18 protein-coding genes and 3 pseudogenes are annotated in these 22333 nt (G+C 69.1%); 14 read left to right on the forward strand and 7 right to left on the reverse strand.

Annotated features, from left to right (window positions below; genetic code table 11):
- Window positions 1-3943, reverse strand: a 3943-nt coding sequence (locus tag ACLZN2_RS41445) for a beta strand repeat-containing protein (protein WP_416984894.1), incomplete at its 3' end; no start/stop codon positions are given.
- Window positions 3944-4593: 650 nt separating this feature from the next.
- A complete protein-coding gene (locus ACLZN2_RS41450) occupies window positions 4594-5199 on the reverse strand; it encodes a hypothetical protein (protein WP_416984895.1) in 606 nt (201 codons plus the stop codon).
- Window positions 5200-5691: 492 nt separating this feature from the next.
- On the opposite strand from ACLZN2_RS41450, the gene ACLZN2_RS41455 reads away from it, so the two are divergent.
- The 4 genes from ACLZN2_RS41455 to ACLZN2_RS41470 all read left to right on the forward strand — a co-directional run bounded on the left by ACLZN2_RS41455 (window position 5692) and on the right by ACLZN2_RS41470 (window position 8505).
- Window positions 5692-6432: an SDR family oxidoreductase gene (locus ACLZN2_RS41455; RefSeq protein WP_416984896.1), complete on the forward strand. Its 741-nt coding sequence runs from the start codon at window positions 5692-5694 to the stop codon at window positions 6430-6432.
- Between the two features lie 56 nt (window positions 6433-6488).
- Window positions 6489-7388: an SDR family oxidoreductase gene (locus ACLZN2_RS41460; protein ID WP_416984897.1), complete on the forward strand. Its 900-nt coding sequence runs from the start codon at window positions 6489-6491 to the stop codon at window positions 7386-7388.
- Window positions 7389-7462: 74 nt separating this feature from the next.
- Window positions 7463-7795, forward strand: coding sequence for a nuclear transport factor 2 family protein (locus tag ACLZN2_RS41465; protein ID WP_416984898.1), 333 nt, complete (start codon window positions 7463-7465; stop codon window positions 7793-7795).
- An 89-nt stretch (window positions 7796-7884) separates the two neighbouring features.
- Window positions 7885-8505 carry a TetR/AcrR family transcriptional regulator gene (locus ACLZN2_RS41470; RefSeq protein WP_416984899.1) on the forward strand — a complete coding sequence of 207 codons (621 nt, stop codon included), beginning with the start codon at window positions 7885-7887 and terminating at the stop codon, window positions 8503-8505.
- Window positions 8506-8826: 321 nt separating this feature from the next.
- Here the strand turns inward: ACLZN2_RS41470 and ACLZN2_RS41475 are convergent.
- Window positions 8827-8985: pseudogene (locus ACLZN2_RS41475) on the reverse strand (winged helix-turn-helix transcriptional regulator); the annotation flags it as partial.
- On the opposite strand from ACLZN2_RS41475, the gene ACLZN2_RS41480 reads away from it, so the two are divergent.
- On the forward strand, window positions 8965-9168 hold the full coding sequence (locus ACLZN2_RS41480; protein WP_416984982.1) for a GH32 C-terminal domain-containing protein: 204 nt from the start codon (window positions 8965-8967) through the stop codon (window positions 9166-9168). The pseudogene ACLZN2_RS41475 and the gene ACLZN2_RS41480 sit on opposite strands and share 21 nt — an antisense overlap.
- Window positions 9169-9768: 600 nt before the next feature.
- Here the strand turns inward: ACLZN2_RS41480 and ACLZN2_RS41485 are convergent.
- Window positions 9769-9914, reverse strand: a pseudogene (locus tag ACLZN2_RS41485) (adenylyl cyclase); the annotation flags it as partial.
- An 86-nt stretch (window positions 9915-10000) separates the two neighbouring features.
- Window positions 10001-12259, reverse strand: a complete 2259-nt coding sequence (locus tag ACLZN2_RS41490) for a PQQ-binding-like beta-propeller repeat protein (protein ID WP_416984900.1) — start codon at window positions 12257-12259, stop codon at window positions 10001-10003.
- Between the two features lie 684 nt (window positions 12260-12943).
- Between ACLZN2_RS41490 and ACLZN2_RS41495 the strand changes: the two genes are divergently transcribed.
- A complete protein-coding gene (locus tag ACLZN2_RS41495) occupies window positions 12944-13210 on the forward strand; it encodes a hypothetical protein (protein ID WP_416984901.1) in 267 nt (88 codons plus the stop codon).
- Window positions 13207-13653 (forward strand): hypothetical protein, encoded by a 447-nt coding sequence (locus ACLZN2_RS41500; protein ID WP_416984902.1) that lies wholly within the window; start codon window positions 13207-13209, stop codon window positions 13651-13653. Before ACLZN2_RS41495 ends, ACLZN2_RS41500 begins: the two co-directional genes overlap by 4 nt.
- A 964-nt stretch (window positions 13654-14617) precedes the next feature.
- Here the strand turns inward: ACLZN2_RS41500 and ACLZN2_RS41505 are convergent.
- Window positions 14618-14857, reverse strand: a complete 240-nt coding sequence (locus ACLZN2_RS41505; RefSeq protein ID WP_416984903.1) for a hypothetical protein — start codon at window positions 14855-14857, stop codon at window positions 14618-14620.
- Window positions 14858-14944: 87 nt separating this feature from the next.
- Here ACLZN2_RS41505 and ACLZN2_RS41510 point away from each other — a divergent pair.
- Together ACLZN2_RS41510 and ACLZN2_RS41515 are read left to right on the forward strand one after the other, a co-directional pair.
- Window positions 14945-15303: pseudogene (locus tag ACLZN2_RS41510) on the forward strand (superoxide dismutase); the annotation flags it as partial.
- 234 nt (window positions 15304-15537) lie between these two features.
- A complete protein-coding gene (locus tag ACLZN2_RS41515) occupies window positions 15538-16653 on the forward strand; it encodes a substrate-binding domain-containing protein (RefSeq protein ID WP_416984905.1) in 1116 nt (371 codons plus the stop codon).
- Here ACLZN2_RS41515 and ACLZN2_RS41520 read toward each other — a convergent pair.
- Window positions 16610-17098 (reverse strand): MarR family winged helix-turn-helix transcriptional regulator, encoded by a 489-nt coding sequence (locus ACLZN2_RS41520; RefSeq protein WP_416984906.1) that lies wholly within the window; start codon window positions 17096-17098, stop codon window positions 16610-16612. The genes ACLZN2_RS41515 and ACLZN2_RS41520 overlap by 44 nt on opposite strands.
- 408 nt (window positions 17099-17506) lie before the next feature.
- Here ACLZN2_RS41520 and urtA point away from each other — a divergent pair, with 408 nt between their 5' ends.
- The 5 genes from urtA (at window position 17507) to urtE (ending at window position 22305) form a co-directional block, all read left to right on the forward strand.
- Window positions 17507-18760, forward strand: coding sequence for an urea ABC transporter substrate-binding protein (urtA, locus tag ACLZN2_RS41525; protein ID WP_416984907.1), 1254 nt, complete (start codon window positions 17507-17509; stop codon window positions 18758-18760).
- Between the two features lie 87 nt (window positions 18761-18847).
- Window positions 18848-19735: an urea ABC transporter permease subunit UrtB gene (gene urtB, locus ACLZN2_RS41530; protein ID WP_416984908.1), complete on the forward strand. Its 888-nt coding sequence runs from the start codon at window positions 18848-18850 to the stop codon at window positions 19733-19735.
- A complete protein-coding gene (gene urtC / locus ACLZN2_RS41535) occupies window positions 19732-20820 on the forward strand; it encodes an urea ABC transporter permease subunit UrtC (protein WP_416984910.1) in 1089 nt (362 codons plus the stop codon). Before urtB ends, urtC begins: the two co-directional genes overlap by 4 nt.
- Entirely contained in the window at window positions 20817-21602 is a 786-nt protein-coding gene (gene urtD / locus ACLZN2_RS41540; protein WP_416984911.1) for an urea ABC transporter ATP-binding protein UrtD, read from the forward strand. The genes urtC and urtD overlap by 4 nt, the downstream gene beginning before the upstream one ends.
- Before the next feature lie 10 nt (window positions 21603-21612).
- Window positions 21613-22305 carry an urea ABC transporter ATP-binding subunit UrtE gene (gene urtE, locus ACLZN2_RS41545; protein WP_416984983.1) on the forward strand — a complete coding sequence of 231 codons (693 nt, stop codon included), beginning with the start codon at window positions 21613-21615 and terminating at the stop codon, window positions 22303-22305.
- Window positions 22306-22333 lie beyond the last annotated feature (28 nt).

Genomic DNA, 22333 nt, shown 5'->3' on the forward strand with positions numbered 1-22333 from the left:
TCGGCGTGCCCGCACCCGGCGAAACGGGCGCCACCGACGCCGTCACCGAGACCGGCTCGCCCACCACCGACGGATCCGGAGACGACGCCACCGTGGCCGTGGTCGTCGCCTGGTTCACCGTCTGGGTGTCCGTACCCGTGCTACCGACGAAGTTCGTGTCCCCGCCGTAGACCGCCGTGATCGTGTACGGGCTGCCCGCCGTGGTGGTGTACGCGTGCGTGACCGTGGCCACACCGCCCACCAGGGTCCCGCTCTGCGTCGGCGACCCGTCACCGAAGTCGAACGTGACCGTCCCCGTCGGCGTGCCCGCACCCGGCGAAACGGGCGCCACCGACGCCGTCACCGTCACACTCTGGCCGACCACCGACGGGTCCGGCGAGGAGGTCACCGTGGTGCTCGTCGCAGCCTGGCCCACGGTCTGGGTGTCGGTGCCGGAGGACGGATTGAAGTCACCGTTCCCGGCGTAGTTCGCGGTGATGGTGTACGGGCTGCCCGCCGTGGTGGTGTACGCGTGCGTGACCGTGGCCACACCGCCCACCAGGGTCCCGCTCTGCGTCGGCGACCCGTCACCGAAGTCGAACGTGACCGTCCCCGTCGGCGTGCCCGCACCCGGCGAAACGGGCGCCACCGACGCCGTCACCGTCACACTCTGGCCGACCACCGACGGGTCCGGCGAGGAGGTCACCGTGGTCGTGGTGTCCGCCGCGCCGACCGTCTGCGAGTCGGTGTCGGAGGATCCCACGAAGCTGGTGTCTCCGCCGTAGGTGGCGGTGATGGTGAACGGGCTGCCGGTCGTCGTGGTGTAGGTGTGGGTGGCCGTGGCCGTGCCGCCCACGACGACTCCGGGGACCGACGGGGAGCCGTCGCCGAAGTCGAACATGACGGTACCTGTCGGCGTCCCGGCACCCGGAGCAGTCGCTGTCACCATCGCCGTGGCCGTCACCTGCTCACCGACCAGGGACGGGTCGGGAGCCGACGTCACCACGGTCGTCGTGGCCGACTGGTTCACCGTGTGGGTGTCGGAGCCGAGCGACGGGGCGAAGTTGCTGTTGCCGGTGTAGATGGCGGTGACGGTGTGCGGGCCGACCGTCAGGGCGCTGGTGGAGACGGTCGCGGTGCCCGCGGTGACGGGAGCGCTCAGGACCGGTCCGCCGCTGATGACGAAGAACACCACCCCACCGGGTGTACCGGCTCCGGGCGGGTTGGGCGTCACCGTGGCGGTGATCGTCACCTGCTCGCCGAAGACGGACGGGTCGGGAATCGACGTGACCGTGGTGGTGGTCGTGGCCTGGCCCACTGTCTGGGTGTCGGTCCCGGTGGAGGCGCTGAAGTCGCCGTTCCCGGCATAGGTGGCGGTGACGGTGTACGGGCTGCCCACGGCGCTGGTGTAGGTGTGGGGCACCGTCGCCGTCCCCGCCGTCAGCGTCACGGTTTGGGCGGGTGAGCCGTCCCCGAAGTTGACGACCACGTTTCCGGTCGGCGTTCCGGCGCCCGGTGACACGGCGGTCACCGCCACGGTGATGCCGACCGGTTGGCCGACCACCGAGGGGTCGGGGCTGGTGGTGACCTGGGTGGTGGTTGCCGCCGCTTGGACGGTCTGGGTGTCGGTTCCGGTGGAGGTATTGAAGTCGGTGTCGCCGCTGTAGGTGGCGGTGACGGTGTACGGGCTGCCGGAGGTGCTGGTGTAGATGTGGGTGGCTGTCGCACTGCCACCCGCGACCGGCACCGTCACCGTCGAACTGCCGTCACCGAAATCGAAGGTCACCGTCCCCGTCGGAGACCCCGCCCCCGGCGAAACCGGCACCACCGACGCCGTAAGCGTCACCGACTGCCCCACCACCGACGGATCCGGCGACGACGACACCGAAGTCGTCGTCCCCGCCGCAGACACCGTCTGCGTATCGGTCCCGGTCGAACCGGCGAAGTCACCGTCGCCGCTGTAGGTGGCGGTCACCGCGTACGGGCTGCCCGCGGTGCTGGTGTACGTGTGAGTCGCCGTCGCACTGCCACCCGCGACCGGCACCGTCACCGTCGGACTGCCGTCACCGAAATCGAAGGTCACCGTCCCCGTCGGAGACCCCGCCCCCGGCGAAACCGGCACCACCGACGCCGTGAACGTCACCGACTGCCCCGCCACCGACGGATCCGGCGACGACGACACCGAAGTCGTCGTCCCCGCCGCGGACACCGTCTGCGCATCGGTCCCGGTGGAGGAGACGAAGTCGCTGTCCCCGCCGTAGGAAGCGGTGATGGTGAACGGGCTGCCGGTCGTGGAGGTGTAGGTGTGGGTCACCGTCGCCACGCCGGCCACCAGGGGCGCTGTCTGGGACGGGCTGCCGTCGCCGAAGTTGAGGGTGACGCTTCCCGTGGGTGTGCCGGTGCCCGGTGCGTTCGGCGCCACCGTCGTGGTGATGGTTACCGGCTGCCCCACTACCGACGGATCCGGCGAGGAGACCACCGTCGTGGTCGTCGACGCCGGCACCACGGTCTGGCTGTCCGTGCCCGAGGAGCCGGAGAAGTTGGTGTTCCCGGCGTAGGTCGCGGTGACCGTGTACGGGCTGCCGGTCGTGGAGGTGTAGGTGTGGGTCACCGTCGCCACGCCGGCCACCAGGGTTGCGCTCTGGGTTGGCGATCCGTCGCCGAAGGCGAAGGTGACCGTGCCCGTCGGCGTGCCCGCGCCCGGCGCCACCGGCGCCACCGTGGCCGTGAACGTCACTGGCTGGCCCACCACCGACGGATCCGGCGACGACGACACCGTCGTGGTCGTCGACGCCGACTGCACGGTCTGGCTGTCCGTGCCCGACGAGGGGAGGAAGCTTCCGTCGCCGCTGTAGGCGGCCGTCACCGTGAAGGGGCTGCCCGTGGTGGTGCTGTAGGCATGCGTGGTGGTGGCGGTGGTGCCGGTCAGCGGCACCGTCACCGACGGCGACCCGTCCCCGAAGGTGAACGTGACCGCGCCCGTCGGCGTGCCCGCGCCCGGCGCCACCGGCGCCACCGTCGCGGTGAAGGTCACCGGCTGGCCCACCACCGACGGATCCGGCGACGACGACACCGTCGTGGTCGTCGACGCCGGCATCACGGTCTGGCTGTCCGTGCCCGTGGAGGGTTTGAAGTTGGTGTTCCCGCTGTAGGTCGCGGTGACCGTGTACGGGCTGCCGGTGGCGGTGGCGTAGGTGTGGTTGACCGTGGCCACACCTCCCGCCACGGCAGCCGTCACCGATGGCGACCCGTCGCCGAAGGTGAAGGTCACCGTCCCGGTGGGCGTGCCCGACGCGGGCGGTACCGGCGCCACGGTGGCGGTGAAGGTCACCGACTGGCCCGTCACCGACGGATCTGGCGAGGAGGTCACCGTGGTCGTGGTGTTCGCTTTGTCCTGTACGGTGTGCGTGTCCGTCCCGCTCGACGGCAGGAGGTTGACATCCCCGCTGTAGACCGCGGTGATCGCGTGCGGGCCGACGCTCAGCGCGTTCGTGGTGACCGTCGCCGTTCCCCCCACCAGCGGCGCCGCCAGGGTTGGCCCTCCAGTGATGAAGAAGGTGACAATGCCGGTCGGCGCGCCCGTCCCCGGCGCGACCGGCGCCACCGTCGCGGTGATCGTCACCGTCTGACCGAAGGTCGACGGATCGGGCGAGGAGGTCACCGTGGTCGTGGTGGATGCCTTGATGACCGCTTGTACGGTGGCACCGGTCGACGAGGTGAAGTTGGCGTTACCGCTGTAGGCGGCCGTGACCGCGTGGATTCCGACGGACAGGTTGTTGACCGTCACTGTCGCGGTACCGCCCACGACGGGTGCCGTCACGGTCGGCCCGCCGCTGACGGTGAAGGTGACCGTCCCCGTGGGAGTTCCCGGTCCGAGTGGGATGACGGTCGCGGTCAGGGTCACCGGCTGACCGGCGACCGAGGGATTCGGTGAGGTCGTGACGATGGTTACGGTTCCAGGCATGGAGCAGCCCTCCGCAAAGGGTTCTGGGTTGTTCGGTGCCGCTCCTCGTCCCGCCCCACTGCTGGGAGGCGCTATCGGCGGCGAATCTGCTGGGCATCACAGACCGCCGCCCCTCCCAGGGGATTGAGCGGCCCCGCTCGATGTCACCAGTACGCTCCCGGCAACTTCCGCCACGCCAGAACCCTGACGCCTGAATCCCCCGAACAGGGAAGCGCTCAAGCCGCGTGAGCGGCGCGGACACCGCCCACGACACGGGCGTGCAAACATCGCTGCGCGCCGTGCAGTCAGACGGAGAGAGAAGAACGCGTCGGTCGGGGAACTACCGTGGCCGACTGATGAGTTGCTCGGCGGACTCCGGGTGGCAGACGCAAACACCCTGTCTTGGGCATCCGCCCGTCACCTTTCTCGTGACCCCGAAACGGGGCACCTGGCCCCCGGGCCCGGTATGGCTGTCTGCCCCCCCGTATGTCTCGGAGTAACCCGGGGTCGCGGCTGGTCCGTACGCCACGGCCGGGCAAGCGCACGGTATGGCGGGCATCAGCGGCCGCGTCCGAGCGGACCCGGGTCAGCTGACCTGCCGGTACGCGGCTGCGGTTCCGGCAACGCCGGGCCCGCAGCGGGCGCGGGCCCGGTCGAGGGTGCTTTCGAGGTCACGGGCATTGTCGTCGCGGATGTCGAGGGTGAGCTGGTGGGCAGCGGTCTCGGCGGGTTGAAGCCGTTCGGCTCGTACGGACAGGGCGCGGACCCAGGCGCGCTGGAGGCTGAGGGATGCGAGCAGTTCGCGCCGGTGTTGGCGAGTGTGGGGCGTGGGCGGTTGGCTCGGCCAGGGTGTGGGTCGTTGTGGTGCGGTCGGCGTGGGTGACGGTGAGGGTGAGCTCGGCCGCGATGGTCTGGTCGTGGCGAAGTTGGGCGCCGAGTTGTTCGACGAGGCTGGGGACGGCCTGGTGGTGCCGGTCGGGATCGAGCTCGTCGTGGTTGAACCGATGTGTGCGGAAGTGGGCTTCGGGGCGGCGAAGACGATCGGGCGGTCGTCGAGGCCGTGTGCTCGGTCGTGGGCCTGGCCGGCGGCGGTGCCGAGAATGCTCTGGAGTGTGGCGAGCGGGGTGTCGGCGTTGCCGCCGGGGTGCGGCTCGTTTCGATGGATAGGCTGACCTGGGGAGATGTTGATCGGGGTGTTTGCGGGCAGGTCTCTCCTGATGGGAGGGGGCGGTGCCGGTGGGGTCGTTGTTCGATGCGATCGAGGCCGAGGAGGCCATGGCCCGGGAGCGTGTGGAAGAACTCGAGTCCCGGGTAGCCGAGTTGATGGTGCGGCCGGAGGCCGTCGGCAGAGGCACGCCAACAGCCGGGTTGACCGCCAGACGTCGGGCCTTGACTGCGTAGCCGAGAACGCGGCTGAGGACAACGTACGCCTTGCGGACCGACCGGGGGCTGAGCTTCCTGCCGCCTGTCGCCTCGCCGGACAGCAGATCCGCGAGCCACTCGGCGATGTCCTCGAACTGGATGCGGTCCAGCGGAGTGGTGCCCCACCTGGGGATCACGTGGACGAGCTGGTCAGAGGACGGCGCCCAGAAAACGCCCCCTCGACGGGCGGCGGCCCCGCTTCCCTGCCCGCGAAGCTTCGGCGGCGGCGAAGAGGTGTTCGTTCCTCGCTCGTTCGAAAAAATCTTGCCCCAGATATGGACGACACGTTCATTACATGCTTATATGTACGTGTCGTTCATTTGAAGTTCCTTGAAGGGAGAACAGCCATGAGTACCCCCATCACCAACCGCGTCGCGCTGGTCACCGGTGGCTCGGGCGGCATCGGCCGTGCCGTGGCCGAGCGGCTCGCCCAGGACGGTCTCGCGGTCGCCGTGCAGTACGCGGGCAACAAGGCCAGGGCCGAAGAAACCGTGTCCGCGATCACCGCGGCCGGCGGCCGGGCCCTCGCAGTGGGAGGCGATGTCGCCGACGAGAGTGCGATGAGCGCAGCGTTCGACGCGGTCGAGGCGGCCTTCGGCGGCGTCGACGTGGTCGTGAACACCGCCGGCATCATGGTCCTGGGCCCGATCGCGACATTCGACCTTGCCGACCTGGACCGGATGCACCGCACGAACATCCGCGGCACTTTCGTCGTCTCCCAGCAGGCGGCGCGCCGCGTCCGCCCGGGTGGCGCGATCGTCAACTTCTCGACCTCGGTGGTCCGCACCCAGCTGCCGTCCTACGGCGCCTACGTCGCCAGCAAGGCCGCCGTCGAGGGCCTGACCCTCACCCTGGCCCGTGAGCTGCGCGGCCGGGACATCACCGTCAACGCCGTCGCCCCCGGCCCCACCGCCACACCGCTGTTCCTGGACGGCAAGGACGACGCCACCATCGCGAACTTCGCCAAGGCGACCCCGCTGGAGCGGCTGGGCCGGCCCGAGGACATCGCCGAGGTCGTCTCCTTCCTCGCCGGCCCCGCGCGCTGGGTCAACGGACAGATCCTCTACGCCAACGGCGGCCTCGCCTGACCCCCGCCGCACACGCAACCCGCCCCTTGCTCCGACTGCTGAAAGGAACCACGTCCATGTCCACCACCGGCAACGTCATCGTCATCACCGGCGCCTCGAGCGGCTTCGGCGCCCTGACCGCCCGCGCGCTGGCCGACGCCGGCCACACGGTCTACGCCGGCATGCGCCAGACCAGCGGCCGCAACGCGCCCCAGGTCCAGGCCGCCGCCGACTACGCCCACGAGCACAAGGTCGACCTGCGCTCCATCGAACTCGACGTGAATTCCCAGGACTCGGTCGACACCGCCATCAAGCGGATCGAAGCCGAGCACGGCCGCATCGACGTGCTGATCCACAACGCCGGGCACATGGTGACCGGGCCGGCCGAGGCGTTCACCCCCGACCAGCTCGCCGAGCTCTACAACGTGAACGTGCTGTCCACCCAGCGCGTCAACCGCGCCGCGCTGCCGGGCATGCGACGGCGTGGACAGGGACTGGTGGTCTGGGTGTCCAGCACCAGCGTCAAGGGCGGCACCCCGCCCTACCTCGCCCCCTACTTCGCCGCCAAGGCCGGCATGGACTCCCTCGCGGTGTCCTACGCCGGCGAACTCGCCCGCTGGGGCGTGGAAACCTCGATCGTCGTTCCCGGCTCGTTCACCAGCGGCACCAACCACTTCGCCCACTCCGGCCGCCCCGACGACACCGCCGTCGAGGCCGAGTACGAGACCAGGTACGCCGGCCTGATGGACCAGGTGGCGACCAAGCTCGCCGCCCTCGCCCCCGAGGGCGCGTCCGCGTCGCTGGTCTCCGACGAGATCACCCGCATCATCGCCCTGCCCCCCGGACAGCGCCCCTACCGCGTGCACATCGACCCCGCCGACGACGGATCCGAGGAGGTCTCCGAGACTGCCGACCGCATCCGCCGTGAATTCCTCACCCGCATCGACCTCGCCGACCTGCTCACCGTCCAGCGCTGACACCCCGAGCCGGGACGGGCGAGGGACGTCAGCCCTCCCCCGTCCCAACTCCCCACACCACCGAGGCAATCACCATGACCACCATCGAAACCCCGGCCGCCATCCAGACGTTCATCGACGCGACCAACCGCGGCGACGCCGAGGCATTCGCCGCCGCGTTCACCCATGACGCCGACCTCAACGACTGGGGCCGCGCGTACCACGGCCGCGACGGCGTACGCGCCTGGGACCGCACCGACAACACCGGCGTCCAGGCACACTTCGACCTGGATGCGATCAAGCCCGGCTCGGCCCCCGACACCTACGTCGTGACCCTGACAGTGACCGGCCACGGCCACAACGGCACCGGCCCCATGACCTTCCGCCTCCGCGACGGGCTGATCGCGAGCCTGCGGATCACCCCGTGACACCGGCCGCGACGCCGCCCGCCGACTCGACCACGGGCAGCGCTCCCCTGGAAACTGACATCACCCCCGGCAACCGAGCAGGAGCACATGTGGCGAACAAGGCGAACGGCCCCGCCGCCAAGGAAGGCAACGGCCGCGGACGAGGGCGCAGGCCGGCGGACGAGGTCCGAGCAGACGTCCTGCGCACCGCCGGCGACCTGCTGCTCACCGAAGGCATCGCCGACCTCACCTTCGAACGCGTCGCCAGGGCCTCGGGCGTCAGCAAGACCACCCTCTACAAATGGTGGCCCTCCAAAGGAGCGCTCGCCCTGGACGGCTACTTCCACGCCGTCGAGACAACGCTCGCCTTCCCCGACACCGCAGACATCCACGCCGACCTGCTCACCCAACTCCGAGCCTTCGCCCACGTCATGACCCACACCCCAGGCGGACGCGTACTGACCGAGCTGATCGGCGAGTCACAGACCGACAAGGACCTGGCCACCGCCTACCGCAAGCTGTACTCCTCGCACCGGCGCCGGCTGGCAGCGGAGCGCCTCCACCGGGCTCAGGAACTCGGCCAGATCCGCACCGGCATCGACGTGCAGGTCCTCGTCGACCAACTCTGGGGCGCCGTCTACCACCGACTGCTCATCCCCGACGAACCTGTCACCGACGACTTCATCGTCGCGCTCGTGAACAACCTCCTGGACGGCATCCGCCCGAAGTAGGACGGTCGTGACCGCGATGGTGATGGCTACGCGGTGGCCGGTCAGACACCTGCCCGGATCGTCGTCCAGGGGCTACGGATCACTGTGGCCGTCATGTTCCAGCAAGGGCGGTGACCGGGCCCCGGAGCAGAACAGCGGGTAATCGGCCTAAGGCCATTGGCATGAGCGGATCAGGAACAACCACTGACCAGCGTCGTCGGGCATGTCCGCATGATCCACGCGCCGCCCCCGCAAAGCTGCCGCCGCCTCCGACCGGATCTTACTGATGATGACTCGGCGGCGATGACGCCGGGGCACGGGCTGCTCCGCGTTCACCGACCGTCAGGCTTCGAGACGCCGCCGGGCGGACTCGATGTGCCGGAAGTACCGGTAAGTCCACTCGCACATCCCGTCGACCGTCGCCCGCAGCCCGTGCCCCGCTTCGGTGAGGGTGTACTCGACGCGGGGCGGGGCGGTGGGGTGGACGGTCCGCTCGACCAGGTCAAGCTACGGATCCTCGTCGACTGGTCGTCTGTCGAGGTCTTCGGCGGCAACGGCGAAGCGATGATCACCGACCAGATCTTCCCCGGCCCCTCCAGCACCGGCGTCGAGGTCTTCACCGAAGGCGGCACCGCCACCCTCGACCACATGGAGGCGCGGCAGCTGAAGTCCGTCTGGAGATGACCAGCCGTCCCCCTCTGCCACTGCCGAGAGAAGAATTGGGCGCCGATTGACCTCCTGACGCCACACCCGGCAGCTTCCCCAGCGGAACGGATTCAGCACACATGAGGCCGGGAAACCCCATGAACACGTGAGAACTACGGAGGGATGTTTTCCCGGACCAGACACCTCACGGCTGACGTTTCCACAGGTCACAGCCCAGCCCAGGGAAAACTCCTAAAGCGGGTGTCGCAGGTTCGAATCCTGCCGGGGGCACCAGGCGAAAGGCCCCGGACCGATCGGCGAATTCCAGGGGCCTTTGGCATCTACTTTTGACATCAACGGGGGCGGTCACTCACGACCGGGGCGCCACTTTCGCAGTAGCCGGTCGTAGACGAGCAGAACCCATTCTGGCTCTGGCTCACATCCGGTGGTAACGCATCGTGCCATTGAATACGGAAGGTGAGGTACACAGGTCGGAGGGGTATACGGGGGGGCAGGCTGGATCCTCGCCCCCGGATGCATCGACAGCGCTCGCTCGCGAGCTGCGCATTCAGGGTATGGACGAACGTGACGCACGGTTACCACCGGATGTGACCCAGAGCCGTTCGCTGCACAGACCCTGTAGTCGAGGTCGAGCAGGGCGGCCGCCTGGCGGACCAATGCTTCGTCGGGCCCTCGATCTCGATGAAGGTGGGCAGGTCCGGCCAGGTGTCGAAGTCGAAGGCGACCTCGCCCAGCCGCCACTCCTCGCGGTGGTTCTCCTGGTGGTCGGCCCTTCACCGTCACTCGGTCTGTGGCCGGTCCTGGCGTGCGGACAGGCCGCCGCATGGAATCCGTGCCGTGGCGTCTGCTGTCACGTCCGCACCGCGTACAGGTCGCCGTCGGTGCTGCCGAAGTAGACCACCCCGTCGGCCACGGCTGGGGACGAGTACACGCGGCCGCTGGTGGCAAAGGCCCAGCGTTTCTTACCGGTTGCGGCATCCACCGCATACAGGTTGCCGTCCTTGCTGCCGACGTAGACCACGCCGTCGGCCACGGCTGGGGACGAGGTCGCGGCGCTGGCGTCATACGTGACGGCGCCCAGGTCAAAGGTCCAGCGTTTCTTACCGGCTGCGGTGTCCACCGCATACAGCTTGCCGTCGTTGCTGCTGCTGCTGAAGTAGACCACGCCGTCGGCCACGGCCGGGGACGAGTACACGTTGGCGGCAAAGGTCCAGCGTTTCCTACCAGTTGTGGCATCCACCGCATACAGCCCACCGTCGTCGCCGCTGCTGCCGACGTAGACCACCCCGTCGGCCACGGCTGGGGAAGAGTCCACGACGCCGCTGATGGCAAAGGTCCAGCGTTTCTTACCGGTTGTGGCGTCCACCGCGTACAGGTCGTCGTAGCCGCTGGCGATGTAGACCACGCCGTCGGTCACGGCCGGGGACGCATACAGGACGGCGGCAAAGGTCCAGCGTTTCTTACCGGTTGAGGCGTCCACCGCGTACAGCTCACCGCCATTGTCGCTGCTGATGCCGACGACGTAGACCACCCCGTCGGCCACGGTTGGGGATACAAATATGGTGCGGCGGGTGGCAAAGGTCCAGCGTTCCTTACCGGTCGAGGCGTCCACCGCGTACAGGATGCCGTCGGTGCTGCCGACGACGTAGACCACGCCGTCGGCCACGGCTGGGGACAAGTCCACGACGCCGTTGGTGGCAAAGATCCAGCGTTCCTTACCGGTTGCCGTGTCCACTGCGTACAGCTTGTCGTCGCTGCCGACGACGTAGACCACTTCGTCGGCCACGGCTGGCGACGAGTACACGGCGTCGCCGGTGGGGAACTTCCAAGGTGGTTCGGGGCTGTTGTCGGCGAGGATGTTCCAGGAGGCGAGGCCGGCTCCGGCAGTGAGGATGCCTGCCAGGCCGAGCAGGGCGCGCCGGGATATCGGGCCCCGGGGGTTGGGGGAAGGTCCGTGCAGCAGGGGTACGAGGTCCAGCTGTCCTGCGGCCGGGAGGGGACTGGCGGGGGCGGGGCGCGGTGGGGTTGGAGGGATGGGGTGGTGTTGTTCCGCAGTGCGGGGTGGCTCGGCCGGCGGGGGTGGGGGTGCCGGCGCCGGGGTAGCGGGGTCGGGTCCGGGTATCGCGGGCGGCGGGGTGGACGGTAACGGTGTCGGTGTCGTATCGGGCGGTGCGGGTGGGGTCCGGGGCAGGGAGGTGGTGGTGTGTGCCTGGACGAGCCGGGCGACCTGGTCGGGCATCCAGCCGGGTTCGCTGAGCAGCAAGGTGGCGGCCGTCTCCCCGCCCCCGTCCTCCGGGCCGTCTGCTGGGGTCAGCCGGTCGAGCAGATGTGCGATGGTGGGGCGCCGGTCGGGGTCTTTGGCCAGGCAGGCGGCCACGATCTCGCGCAGCTCGGGCGGCAGGGGGGCGAGGTTGGGGGGTTCATGGACGGCGCGATAGTGCAGGGCGTGGGGGGTGCCGGTGCCGAACGGGCCGACTCCGGTGGCGGTGTAGGCCAGCACGGTGCCGAGGGCGAAGACGTCGCTGGCCGGTCCGACCGGGTTGCCGGTGAGCTGTTCGGGGGACATGAAGCCGGGCGTGCCGATCGTCATGCCGGTGTGGGTCAGCGCGCTGGCCTCGCTCGCCACCGAGATACCGAAGTCGATCACTCTCGGGCCGTCGGCGGCGAGGAGTACGTTGGAGGGTTTCAGGTCGCGGTGGACGATGCCGACCGCGTGGATGGCCTCCAGCGCCTCGGCCAGCCCGGCGCCCAGCGCCAGCACCGGCCGGACCGGCCACGACCCCTGCCCGGCGATCGCCTCCCCCAGGGAGACGCCGGGCACGTAGACGGTGGCCAGCCAGGGAGGGGAGCCGTCCGGGTCGGCGTCGACCACCCCGGCGGTGAAGGACCCGTTGACCCGCCGGGCCGCGGCCACCTCACGGGCGAAACGGCGCCGGAAGTCACCCTCCCGGGCCAGATCGGGGCGCACCGTCTTCACCGCGACCGGCCGCCCACCGGGCGAGCGCGCCAGATACACCTGCCCCATGCCACCGGCGCCGAGCCGCGCCACGATCCGGTAGCGCCCCACCCGCCGCGGGTCTGTCAGCTCCAGGGCCTCGAACACCGCCACCCCATGCCTCCCTCTTGACCTGCCCGTGAGTCCAACTCCACTCAACTACACCAAGAGTTAAGGTAGTTCACGCATTCCAGCACACGGTCGATGTCCTCAAGGCTGTCGATGACAGCATTAGCGCCTGCCGCCGCGAGTTCATGTACCTGCCCAAGTCCTGGACCACCGATGGGTGTGGGACTGCCTGCAGGCAGCAGCCCGCACAGAGCGCGCACAGATGGCCAGAGGCCCCGACCCCTGGAATTCGCCTGACGGGGACGGGGGCTTTGTCGCCCCCAAGGAGTCTGCGGTGCTCACCGCTTCGACCACCGCAGATGACCTCAGCCGGCTCCCCCGCCCTCGTTCCGACAGTCTCGTGGGGGCCCTCATGGGAACGTCATGGGAACGGAAGGCCGTGTAAAGACAGGGAGCGATCGGACGGGGACGGAAGACCGCACCCAGCTGACCAGCAGGAACGGTGTCTGATCGGCCTCGGGCTTCTAGTCCGGGGCCGTTTGCGTGAGGAGATGCCCCAGCGGCCTCAGTGCCGCGGTGGATGTCGGCGCCATCTCGTGGTCCGTGAGCGCACGGCACGAGGCGCGCCGCCGCCTCGGCCATCGACGGGTCAGCATCGGTCAGCAGGATCGCGTACGACTTCTCCGAGAAGAGCGGGCCACGCCGCGCAGCGCATGACATACTTGAAGTATGGCAACTCGGAAGATCACCATCACCGTGCCGGAAGAGCTGGTGGAATCGATCAAGGAGCGCGTCGACGCGCGCGGGGTGTCCGGCTACATCGCGGCCGCCGCCGCTCATCAGGACGCCATGGACAGACTGCGCGAGTTGGCCGAACGCCTCGAAGAAGAGCACGGCGCCGTGACGGACGACGAGCAGCAAGCAGCGCTGGACCGTATTGCCGCCATTGACGGCTGGCATGACGAGCAGCGCTCACACTCGGACGAGGCCACGTGAGCCGCACCGCCCGAGCGAAGCTGCACCGGCCGCGACAGCGCGTCTTCGTGTTCGACTCCGAGGCTCTCTCCAAGGCGGTCCAGGGCGATCGGGAGATGGCTGCGCTGATCAAGACGGCTCCGCGGCTCGACATCCCGATCGTCACCTCGGCGCTCACGACCTTGGAGGCATGGGACCCTCGCGAAACATCGAAGCAGGCACTGTGGAACTGGACACTGTCCCGGATCCGCATCGTGCACACGGACGACCAGACGATCGCCATGGCGCGCGGCATGCTGAAGGCAGCCGGCCTGCATGGGCACAAGTACGCCATCGACGCCATTCTGGCGGCTGTGGCGAGTCGGGAGGCCGCGCAGGGAGCTCAGGCAACCGTCTTCACCTCCGACACCGACGACATGAATCAACTCCTCGCGGGACACTCCGTGCGAATCGAGAAGGTCTGACGAGACGCCGCCCATGCCTCACTCCGGCCGCTCACTGGCTCCCCCGAGCGATCCATGCCTTCGTCGGAACGCATCCACCGGCACATATTCAGCACACATGGGAACGGGAAGCACCCTGAACACGTGAGAACCGCGGAGGAGTGTTTTCCTTGGCCAGACGCCCCGTGGCCCGCATCTCCGCAGGTCGCAGCCCCGCCCACGGAAAACTCCTAGAGCGGGTGTCGCAGGTTCGAATCCTGCCGGGGGCACCATGCCCGACCAGGCACGATGCATCAGAAAGGCCCCTCGGAAGTGATCCCTGAGGGGCTTTTTGGCCTTGCATGGGAACGAATGGGAACGCGCCGCCAGGCAGCGTCCTGCGTGGGAACGCTGGGCAAACCTCCTCTTTTCGCCCCCGCTCGCACGGCCGCTGCGGCACACCCCCGTCCACATCGGCGCCCTCGAGCCCGACAAGGGCTCCACGGTCGTCCTCCACAACGTCCTCTTCGACCACCTGCCGGAGTCACGCACGCCAGCGTCCACAACGGACGTCCCAAGCGCACGACTTAGACGTCCGGCATGAGCGTCGCCATACTGCTGGCCCTGAGCGCCTGATCGTCGTCCGACGCCTCCGCGTCGACCGCGTCGGACTCCTCTGCCTCGTCAGTGAATTCGTCGTAGAGCAGAGCAGCGGACTCATAGTCCGTCGGCCGTGGGTTCGCGTCCCACCCGCCCCACTGTAAACGTTCTCTGGCCTGCGGAAACGTCCCATAGGGTGTTCGAATTCGGGGATCAGCAGCGATCCCGAGGCGTCGGGCCGCAGTCCCGTCAGCTCCTCGATCCTCCCTGCGGCTTCCGTCAGGTGAGCGCCCGTCAGGGCCGTGACGTGACCGCACCGTTGGCAGAGTGCGGTGGTGCGGTGTGCCGGTGATGCCGTAGCGCGTCGCGCCGGGGCCGTGAACCGCATGCGTCAGGCCGGCCTCCGTCAGGACCTCAGGGTCCGGTAGACCGTCGTGGGGTGCATGATTCCGCCCCGCAGGGTGAGGCGTTCACAGGCCTGCGCGACGGAGAGGTGAAGCTCCGGCGCGGGCAGCAGGGACAGGGTGTGCAGCCGGCTCGCGGTGCAGCGCGGCCCTTGCTGTTGCAGGAGTGTGCGGGGGTCGTCCGGCACTGGGCCATGGCGCGCCAGTCGTTCCGGCTGGGTCAACTGCGAGGTCCTGCTCACCAACACTGCCTTTCCCCGTGGTCCTGCGTGCAGGTTATTGCGAATGTCTTGCAACAAGGGAAGGTTCCCGGACGGGTGAGTCTGCGCCTGGCTGCGACCCGTCCGCGGACGCTCCCGGAGCTGCCCTACGACTACGCGGCGCTCGCCCCGGTCATCAGCCCCGAGATCATCGAGCTGCACCACGACAAGCACCACGCGGCATACGTGAAGGGCGCGAACGACACCCTGGAGCAGCTCGCCGAGGCCCGGGACAAGGAGTCCTGGGGGCTCGATCAACGGCCTGGAGAAGAACCTGGCGTTCCACCTCTCCGGGCACATCCTGCACTCCATCTACTGGCACAGCATGACCGGCGACGGCGGCGACGCCGGAGAAGGACGGGTCCGGCGAGCTCGCGGACGCGATCGCCGAGTCCTTCGGCTCCTTCCCCAACTTCAAGGCCGCTCTCCGGTCACCTCATCGTCGAGCAGGTCTACGACCTGCTCGCGCCGTGACCCCGGAGCGGCCGCAGATGTCCTGCTCGTGATCGTCTTCTCAACCTTCACCGGCAGGCAGCACAACGGAGGGCTCCCGCAAGGACGTGACGTGCGGGAGCCCTTCCGCCTTCTCTGCGAACTCTACGAATCGGTCTCGATCCGGGCTGTCGTTTGGGTATCGAGGGCAGTGCCGGAATCATGGGGCCATGCTGCGGCCGCTTCGTCTCCACGACCCCGTCTGGGTCACGGCCGACGACTCGGTCCTGAACGTCGCGCTCGTGTACCCGATGCAGGGGCCTGCCGGAATATTCGGCCCCACCTGCGAGGCCTGCGCACGGCTGGCCGCCGAGGAGGTCAACAAGGCGGGCGGTGTCCTGGGCAAGGAGCTGCGGCTGGTCGAGGTGGACGGCGGCCGTGACCCGCAAGTCGTGGCGCGGGACGTGGAGGCGCTGGTCGCGACCGGGGCCGTGCACGGCGTGACCGGTTGGCACATCTCGTCCGTCCGTGAGGCGGTCGCGCCGAGGGTCGCCCACCGGGTGCCGTACGTCTACACGGCCCTGTACGAGGGCGGCGAGCGCACCGAGGGCGTCTTCATGACGAGCGAGACCCCCGACTGGCAGTTGCTGCCGGCCATGAGGCTGCTCGCCGAGACGCGAGGCGTGCGCCGCTGGTTCGTGGTCGGCAACAACTACGTCTGGCCCCGGCGCACGGCCCGCGCCGCCCACCGCTACGCGCGCGCCAGCCGCGGCCGGGTCTGCGGTGAGGCGTACCTCCCGCTCGGCACCGAGGACTTCCGGGCCGTACTCCGGCGGATCGAGCACACGGACGCGGACGGCGTGCTGATGCTGCTCGTCGGCAGCGACGCGGTCCGCTTCAACCGGGCCTTCGCCGCCTCCGAGCTCGACCACCGGTGCCTCAGGCTGAGCACGCTGATGGACGAGAACATGCTGATGGCCAGCGGGCCCGAGGCGACCGGCGACCTGTTCAGCACGGCCGGGTTCTTCGCGTCACTGGCCAACCAGCACACGCTCGACTTCCATGGCCAGTACTCCGCCCGGTTCGGGATCGAGGCGCCCGCCCCGGGCAGTCTCGGCGAGTCCTGCTACGAAGGGGTGCTGCTGCTGGCGGCGCTCGTCGAACAGGCCCGCACCCTGGACGTCTCGGCGATCGGAGCCGCCGCCGAGACCGTCTCCTACGAGGGACCGCGAGGGCTGCTCCGTCTCCACGACCGGCATGTGCGCCAGCGCATCTACCTGGCTGAGGCGGACGGTCTTGATTTCAACGTGCTCGCCCAACTGCGCGCTCCCCACGAGCTGTTGTGACTCGGCCTTCCGTCGTGCGAGTGCGCTCCAGGGCGTCGGCGAGCCGGTCCAGCAGGAGGTGCAGTTGCTCCGTCTCCCCGTCCGTCAGTCCGGGTTCCAGTTCCGCCCAGTCGGTGCGCACTTCGCGCGCCAGGATCTGCCACCGCTGCATCCCCCGTGGCGTGAGATGGGCCAGCACCCGGCGTCGGTCGGCGGGATCGACGCGGCGGTAGACCAGATTCTGGTCGACGAGGTGGTCCATCAGCTTGGTGAGGCTCGGTGCCGGCAGGAAGGCGTGGTCGGCGAGGGCCGTCATGTTGTGGCCCTGCCCGTCCGACAGTAGATCCAGGACCCGCCACGCTTCCGCGGAGCAGTCGAATTCGTTCAGTACGGACTGCACCCGGCGTACGGAGAGTCGCTCGGCCCGTGTCAGCAGCCGGAGCAGTTCCCGGGGGCCCTTCGGCATGGCGCTCCTCCGCTCGCAACCTCGGTTCCCCGTGGCGGGGTTGACCGGAGCCTACCGTCGATCACCGCACTCTTGACAAGACGGGTCCGCGAAACTGATCCTTTCGGCGGGAAACATTAATTGCCGTTGCTGAGACGCTGCGAGGTGGGCGTCCTCGGTGATGGCTTTTTCTTTTTCTCCTCCATTTTTACTTCCTCTGGAAACTGTTCTTCAATTGCGCCGAAACGCAGGGGAAACAGTTCCCTCGCAGGCTGTGGACGCACTTCAGCGACCAGCCCGGACGGCACCCCGGTACGGCTGGGTGATCCGTGCGTCTACGCCGCCGCTACTGAAGCGCGCTTCATCCCTTCCCTCCCCAGCGCCTTTCCGCTCTCTTCGCACCGCCCCCTCGGGGCATGGAGGTTCTGTATGTCCGGGCTCAGCATCAGCAGACGCGGCCTGTTGGCCGGTATCTCGGCCGTCGGCGCGTCCGCCGCCCTCAGCGCCTGCGGCGCAAAGACGGGCAGCGACACGTCGTCGGACTCCGGGGCCAAGGCCGACACCTCCGGCAGCACGGTCAAGGTCGGTCTGCTGAACTCGCTGTCCGGCACCATGGCCATCAGTGAAGTCACCGTCCACAACGCGCTGTTGCTCGCCATCAAGGAGATCAACGCCGCCGGTGGCGTGCTCGGCAAGAAGCTCAAGGCCGTCAGCCAGGACGGCGCCTCCGACTGGCCGACCTTCGCGGAGAAGGCCGAGGCCCTCATCAAGGACGACAAGGTCGCGGCCACCTTCGGCTGCTGGACCTCGGCCAGCCGCAAGGCCGTCAAGCCGGTCTTCGAGCGGTACAAGTCGCTGCTCTTCTACCCCGTCCAGTACGAGGGACTGGAGGAGTCGCCGTACATCTTCTACATCGGCGCCACCACCAACCAGCAGATCGTGCCCGCCCTCGACTATCTCAAGAAGCAGGGCCTGACCAAGCTTTATCTGGTCGGTAGTGACTACGTCTTCCCGCGCACCGCCAACAAGATCATCAAGGCGTACGCGAAAGCCAAGGGAATGACGGTGGTCGGCGAGGACTACGCGCCGCTCGGCTCCACCGAGTTCGGCACCATCGTCAACAAGGTCAAGGACTCGGGTGCCGACGCCGTGTTCAACACCCTCAACGGCGACAGCAACGTGGCCTTCTTCAAGGAGTACAAGTCCGCGGGGCTCACCGCGAAGAGCATGCCGGTCCTGTCGGTCTCCATCGCCGAGGAAGAGGTGAAGAGCATCGGCACCCAGTACCTGGACGGCCAGTTGACCGCCTGGAACTACTACGAGACCACCCCGGGCGAGGCGAACAAGAAGTTCGTGGCGGCCTACCAGGCCGAGTACGGCAAGGACAAACCGACCAGCGACCCGATGGAGGCCGCCTACATCTCCGTCTACCTGTGGAAGGAGATGGTCGAGAAGGCCGGCTCCTTCGACGTGGCGAAGGTGAAGGCCGCCTCGGACGGCATCACGCTCGACGCCCCCGAGGGCAAGGTCACCGTCGACGGCGCGAGCCAGCACGTCCACAAGACCGCCCGGATCGGCAAGGTCGGCTCCGACGGACTCATCGAGGAGGTCTGGAACTCGGGCAGCCCCATCAAGCCCGACCCCTACCTCAAGGGCTACGACTGGGCCTCCAGCCTCTCCTGAGCCGGACCGCACGCGCACGGACCCGGCCCACCGCGGGCCGGGTCCCGTCCCACGCCCGCACCCCCGTCCCCGACCCGGAGCCGCTCCATGACGGTCATCCTCAACCAGTCGTTCACCGGCATCAGCATCGGTGCCGTCCTCCTGCTCATCGCGCTCGGCCTGACCCTCACCTTCGGGCAGATGGGCGTGATCAACATGGCGCACGGCGAGTTCATCATGGCCGGCGCCTACACGACGTACGTCCTGCAGAAGTCAGTCAGCAGCGCCGGCGTCTCCCTGCTCCTCGCCCTGCCGCTGGCCTTCCTCGTCGCCGGAGCGATGGGCGTGCTGCTGGAATGGCTGCTCATCCGGCGCCTGTACACCCGGCCGCTGGACACCCTGCTGGTCACCTGGGGCGTCTCCCTGATGCTCCAGCAACTGGCCCGCGACGTCTTCGGCGCGCCCAACGTGCAGACCCACGCCCCGGACGTCCTCACCGGCAGCATCTCCTTCGGCGGCGGCGTCAGCTTCGCCAGCAGCCGCCTGTTCATCCTCGGCCTCGCCCTGCTCTGCGTCCTCGCCCTCACCCTCATCCTGCGGCTCACCCCGCTCGGCCGACGGGTCCGAGCCGTCGTCCAGAACCGCGACCTCGCCGAGGTGTCCGGCATCGCCACCGGCCAGGTCGACCGCATGACCTTCCTCATCGGCTCGGGCCTCGCGGGCGTGGCAGGCGTGGCCCTCACCCTGGTCGGCCCGATCGGCCCGACGATGGGCACCAACTACATCGTCGACGCCTTCCTGGTCGTCGTCGTGGGCGGCATCGGACAGCTCAAGGGCAGCGTGATCACCGCGTTCGCGCTCGGGGTCCTCCAGTCCGTCCTCGAATACTCCACGACCGTCAGCGTCGCGAAGGTCATCGTGCTCGTGGCGATCGTCGCCTTCCTCCAGTGGCGACCCCAGGGCCTGTACACACTGCGCACCCGGAGCCTGGCATGACGACCGCCACCCCCGTTTCTCCGCTGGAACGCCTCCGCGTCCCCGGCGCCTTCGCCCTCGGCGCCGTCCTCCTCCTCGGCGTGGCTCCGCTCGCCCTCTCCGACTTCCGCCTCTCCCTCCTCGCGAAGTACCTGTGCTACGCGATCGTGGCCGTCGGCGTCAGCCTCGCCTGGGGCCGCGGCGGGCTCATGGTGCTCGGCCAGGGCGTCTTCTTCGGCCTCGGCGGCTACGCCATGGCCATGCATCTCAAGCTCACCGACGCCGCCGCGATCGGCGAGACCCTCCCCGACTTCATGCAGCTCTACGGCACCGGCGACGCCCTGCCCTGGTGGTGGAAACCGTTCGCCAACCCGGCGTTCGCCCTCGCCATGACCGTGCTGCTGCCCATGGCCGTCGCCGCCCTGCTCGGCTTCTTCGTTTTCCGCCGTCGGGTGAAGGGCGCCTACTTCGCGATCCTGAGCCAGGCCCTGGCGGCCGCCCTGTCCATCTGGCTGGTCGGCCAGCAGGCCACCACCGGCGGCACCAACGGCCTGACCGACATCCAGGGTTTCTTCGGCTACTCGCTCGACGACCCCGTCAACCAGCGCACGGTGTACTTCCTCATCGCCGCCGTCCTGCTGCTGCTGATGGCTGCCGCCCGCCAGCTGTTCGTCAGCCGCTACGGCGAACTCCTCGTCGCGGTACGCGACTCCGAGGAACGGGTTCGCTTCCTCGGCTACGACCCGGCCAACGTCAAGCTCGTCGCGTACGTCCTCGCGGCCGGCATGGCGGGTCTGGCCGGAGCCCTCTTCGTGCCGGCCGTGGGGATCATCTCCCCGGCGCTGATCGGGATCGTGCCGTCCATCGGCTTCGTCATCGGCGCGGCGGTCGGCGGCCGGGCCTCACTGGTGGGCGCGGTGCTCGGCGCGATCGCCGTGGCCTGGGCGCAGAGCACCCTCTCGGACGCCGTCCCCGCCGCGTGGACGTACCTCCAGGGCCTGCTGTTCGTCGTGGCGGTGGGCTTCCTGCCCGGCGGCCTGGCGTCCGCGGCGGTACTGGTGCGCAGGCGCCGTTCCGATACTCGTACGACGGGAGAGACAGCATGAGCGGCGACGGACTGACCGTCCGCGACCTGCGGGTGACGTTCGACGGCTTCACGGCCGTCGACGGCGTCGACCTGGACATCCATCCCGGCGATCTGCGCTTCCTCATCGGCCCGAACGGCGCCGGCAAGACCACCCTGGTCGACGCCGTCACCGGCCTGGTGAAGGCCACCGGCTCGGCCCGTTTCGGCGGCGAGGAACTCCTCGGCAAGCCGGTCCACAAGATCGCCCGCAGGGGCATCGGCCGCACCTTCCAGACGGCCACCGTCTTCGAGGAACTGACCGTCCTGCAGAACCTCGACATCGCGGCCGGTGCCGGACGCGGCGTCTGGACCATGCTGCGGCGCCGCAAGGACGTACCGGAGGCGGTGACCAAGGCGCTGGAGACCACCGGCCTGACCGACCTCCGCGACCGCCCCGCCGGAGTGCTCGCCCACGGCCAGAAGCAGTGGCTGGAGATCGGCATGCTGCTGGTCCAGGACGTGAAGCTGCTGCTGCTCGACGAGCCCGTCGCCGGCATGAGCCACGACGAACGCGAGGCCACCGGAGAGCTGTTGCAGCGGGTGAGCGAGGACCACACGGTCGTCGTCATCGAGCACGACATGGACTTCATGCGCTCCTTCGCCCGCAGCGTCAGCGTTCTGCACGCCGGCAAGGTCCTCAGCGAGGGATCCGTCGCCGAAGTCCAGGCCGACGCCCGGGTCCAGGAGGTCTACCTCGGCCGCGCCTCCGAGCCCGAGCACGAGCCCACGCCCACCCCTGCCGCTGTCGCCGAGGAGGCGTGACGTGACGTCGATGCTGGAGATCAACACCGTCCGCGCGGGCTACGACCGCACCACCGTGCTGCACGGCGTGACCGTCGCAGTCCCGAAGGACGGCGTGGCGGCCGTCCTCGGCCACAACGGCGCCGGCAAGAGCACCCTCCTGCGCGCCGCCATGGGCCTGATCAAGCCGACCGGAGGCACGATCCTGCTCGACGGCGAGGACATCACCCGCCTCGCCCCCCACCAGCGGGTCACCCGCGGCATGGCCTACGTCCCGCAGGGCCAGCAGTCCTTCCCTCACCTCACCACCGCCGAGAACCTCCAACTCGTCGCCGACGGCCGCCCCGACGGCAAGACGGCCGTGGCCGAGGCGCTGGACCTCTTCCCCGTCCTGCGCGAACTGTCCGGCCGCCGCGCCGGACTGCTCTCCGGCGGCCAGCGCCAGCAACTCGCCCTCGCCCGCGCCCTGGTCACGCGCCCCCGGCTGCTCCTCCTCGACGAACCGACCGAGGGCATCCAGCCGTCCGTCGTCGCCGAGATCGAGGAGACGATCCTCACCCTCGCCCGCCGAGGGGGCCTGTCCGTCCTCCTCGTCGAACAGCACGTCGGCTTCGCCATGCGGGCCGCCCAGCACTACTACGTCCTGGAAGCGGGCCGCGTCACCTCCTCCGGCGAGGGCGGAACGGGCGCGGAGCAGACGGTGCGGGCGGCGCTCAGCGTGTGAGGCGGGTTGAGCCGGTGAACATCTCCAC

It is taken from the genome of Streptomyces sp. T028, assembly GCF_048159505.1.
Taxonomy (GTDB): Bacteria; Actinomycetota; Actinomycetes; order Streptomycetales; family Streptomycetaceae; genus Streptomyces.

Coding starts and splice junctions, on each gene's coding strand:
- ACLZN2_RS41450 (WP_416984895.1), bottom strand. CDS start 5,199: ATGGCCTCCTCGGCCTCGATCGCATCGAACAACGACCCCACCGGCACC.
- ACLZN2_RS41455 (WP_416984896.1), top strand. CDS start 5,692: ATGAGTACCCCCATCACCAACCGCGTCGCGCTGGTCACCGGTGGCTCG.
- ACLZN2_RS41460 (WP_416984897.1), top strand. CDS start 6,489: ATGTCCACCACCGGCAACGTCATCGTCATCACCGGCGCCTCGAGCGGC.
- ACLZN2_RS41465 (WP_416984898.1), top strand. CDS start 7,463: ATGACCACCATCGAAACCCCGGCCGCCATCCAGACGTTCATCGACGCG.
- ACLZN2_RS41495 (WP_416984901.1), top strand. CDS start 12,944: ATGGCAACTCGGAAGATCACCATCACCGTGCCGGAAGAGCTGGTGGAA.
- ACLZN2_RS41515 (WP_416984905.1), top strand. CDS start 15,538: ATGCTGCGGCCGCTTCGTCTCCACGACCCCGTCTGGGTCACGGCCGAC.
- ACLZN2_RS41520 (WP_416984906.1), bottom strand. CDS start 17,098: ATGCCGAAGGGCCCCCGGGAACTGCTCCGGCTGCTGACACGGGCCGAG.
- urtA (WP_416984907.1), top strand. CDS start 17,507: ATGTCCGGGCTCAGCATCAGCAGACGCGGCCTGTTGGCCGGTATCTCG.
- urtB (WP_416984908.1), top strand. CDS start 18,848: ATGACGGTCATCCTCAACCAGTCGTTCACCGGCATCAGCATCGGTGCC.
- urtC (WP_416984910.1), top strand. CDS start 19,732: ATGACGACCGCCACCCCCGTTTCTCCGCTGGAACGCCTCCGCGTCCCC.
- urtD (WP_416984911.1), top strand. CDS start 20,817: ATGAGCGGCGACGGACTGACCGTCCGCGACCTGCGGGTGACGTTCGAC.
- urtE (WP_416984983.1), top strand. CDS start 21,613: ATGCTGGAGATCAACACCGTCCGCGCGGGCTACGACCGCACCACCGTG.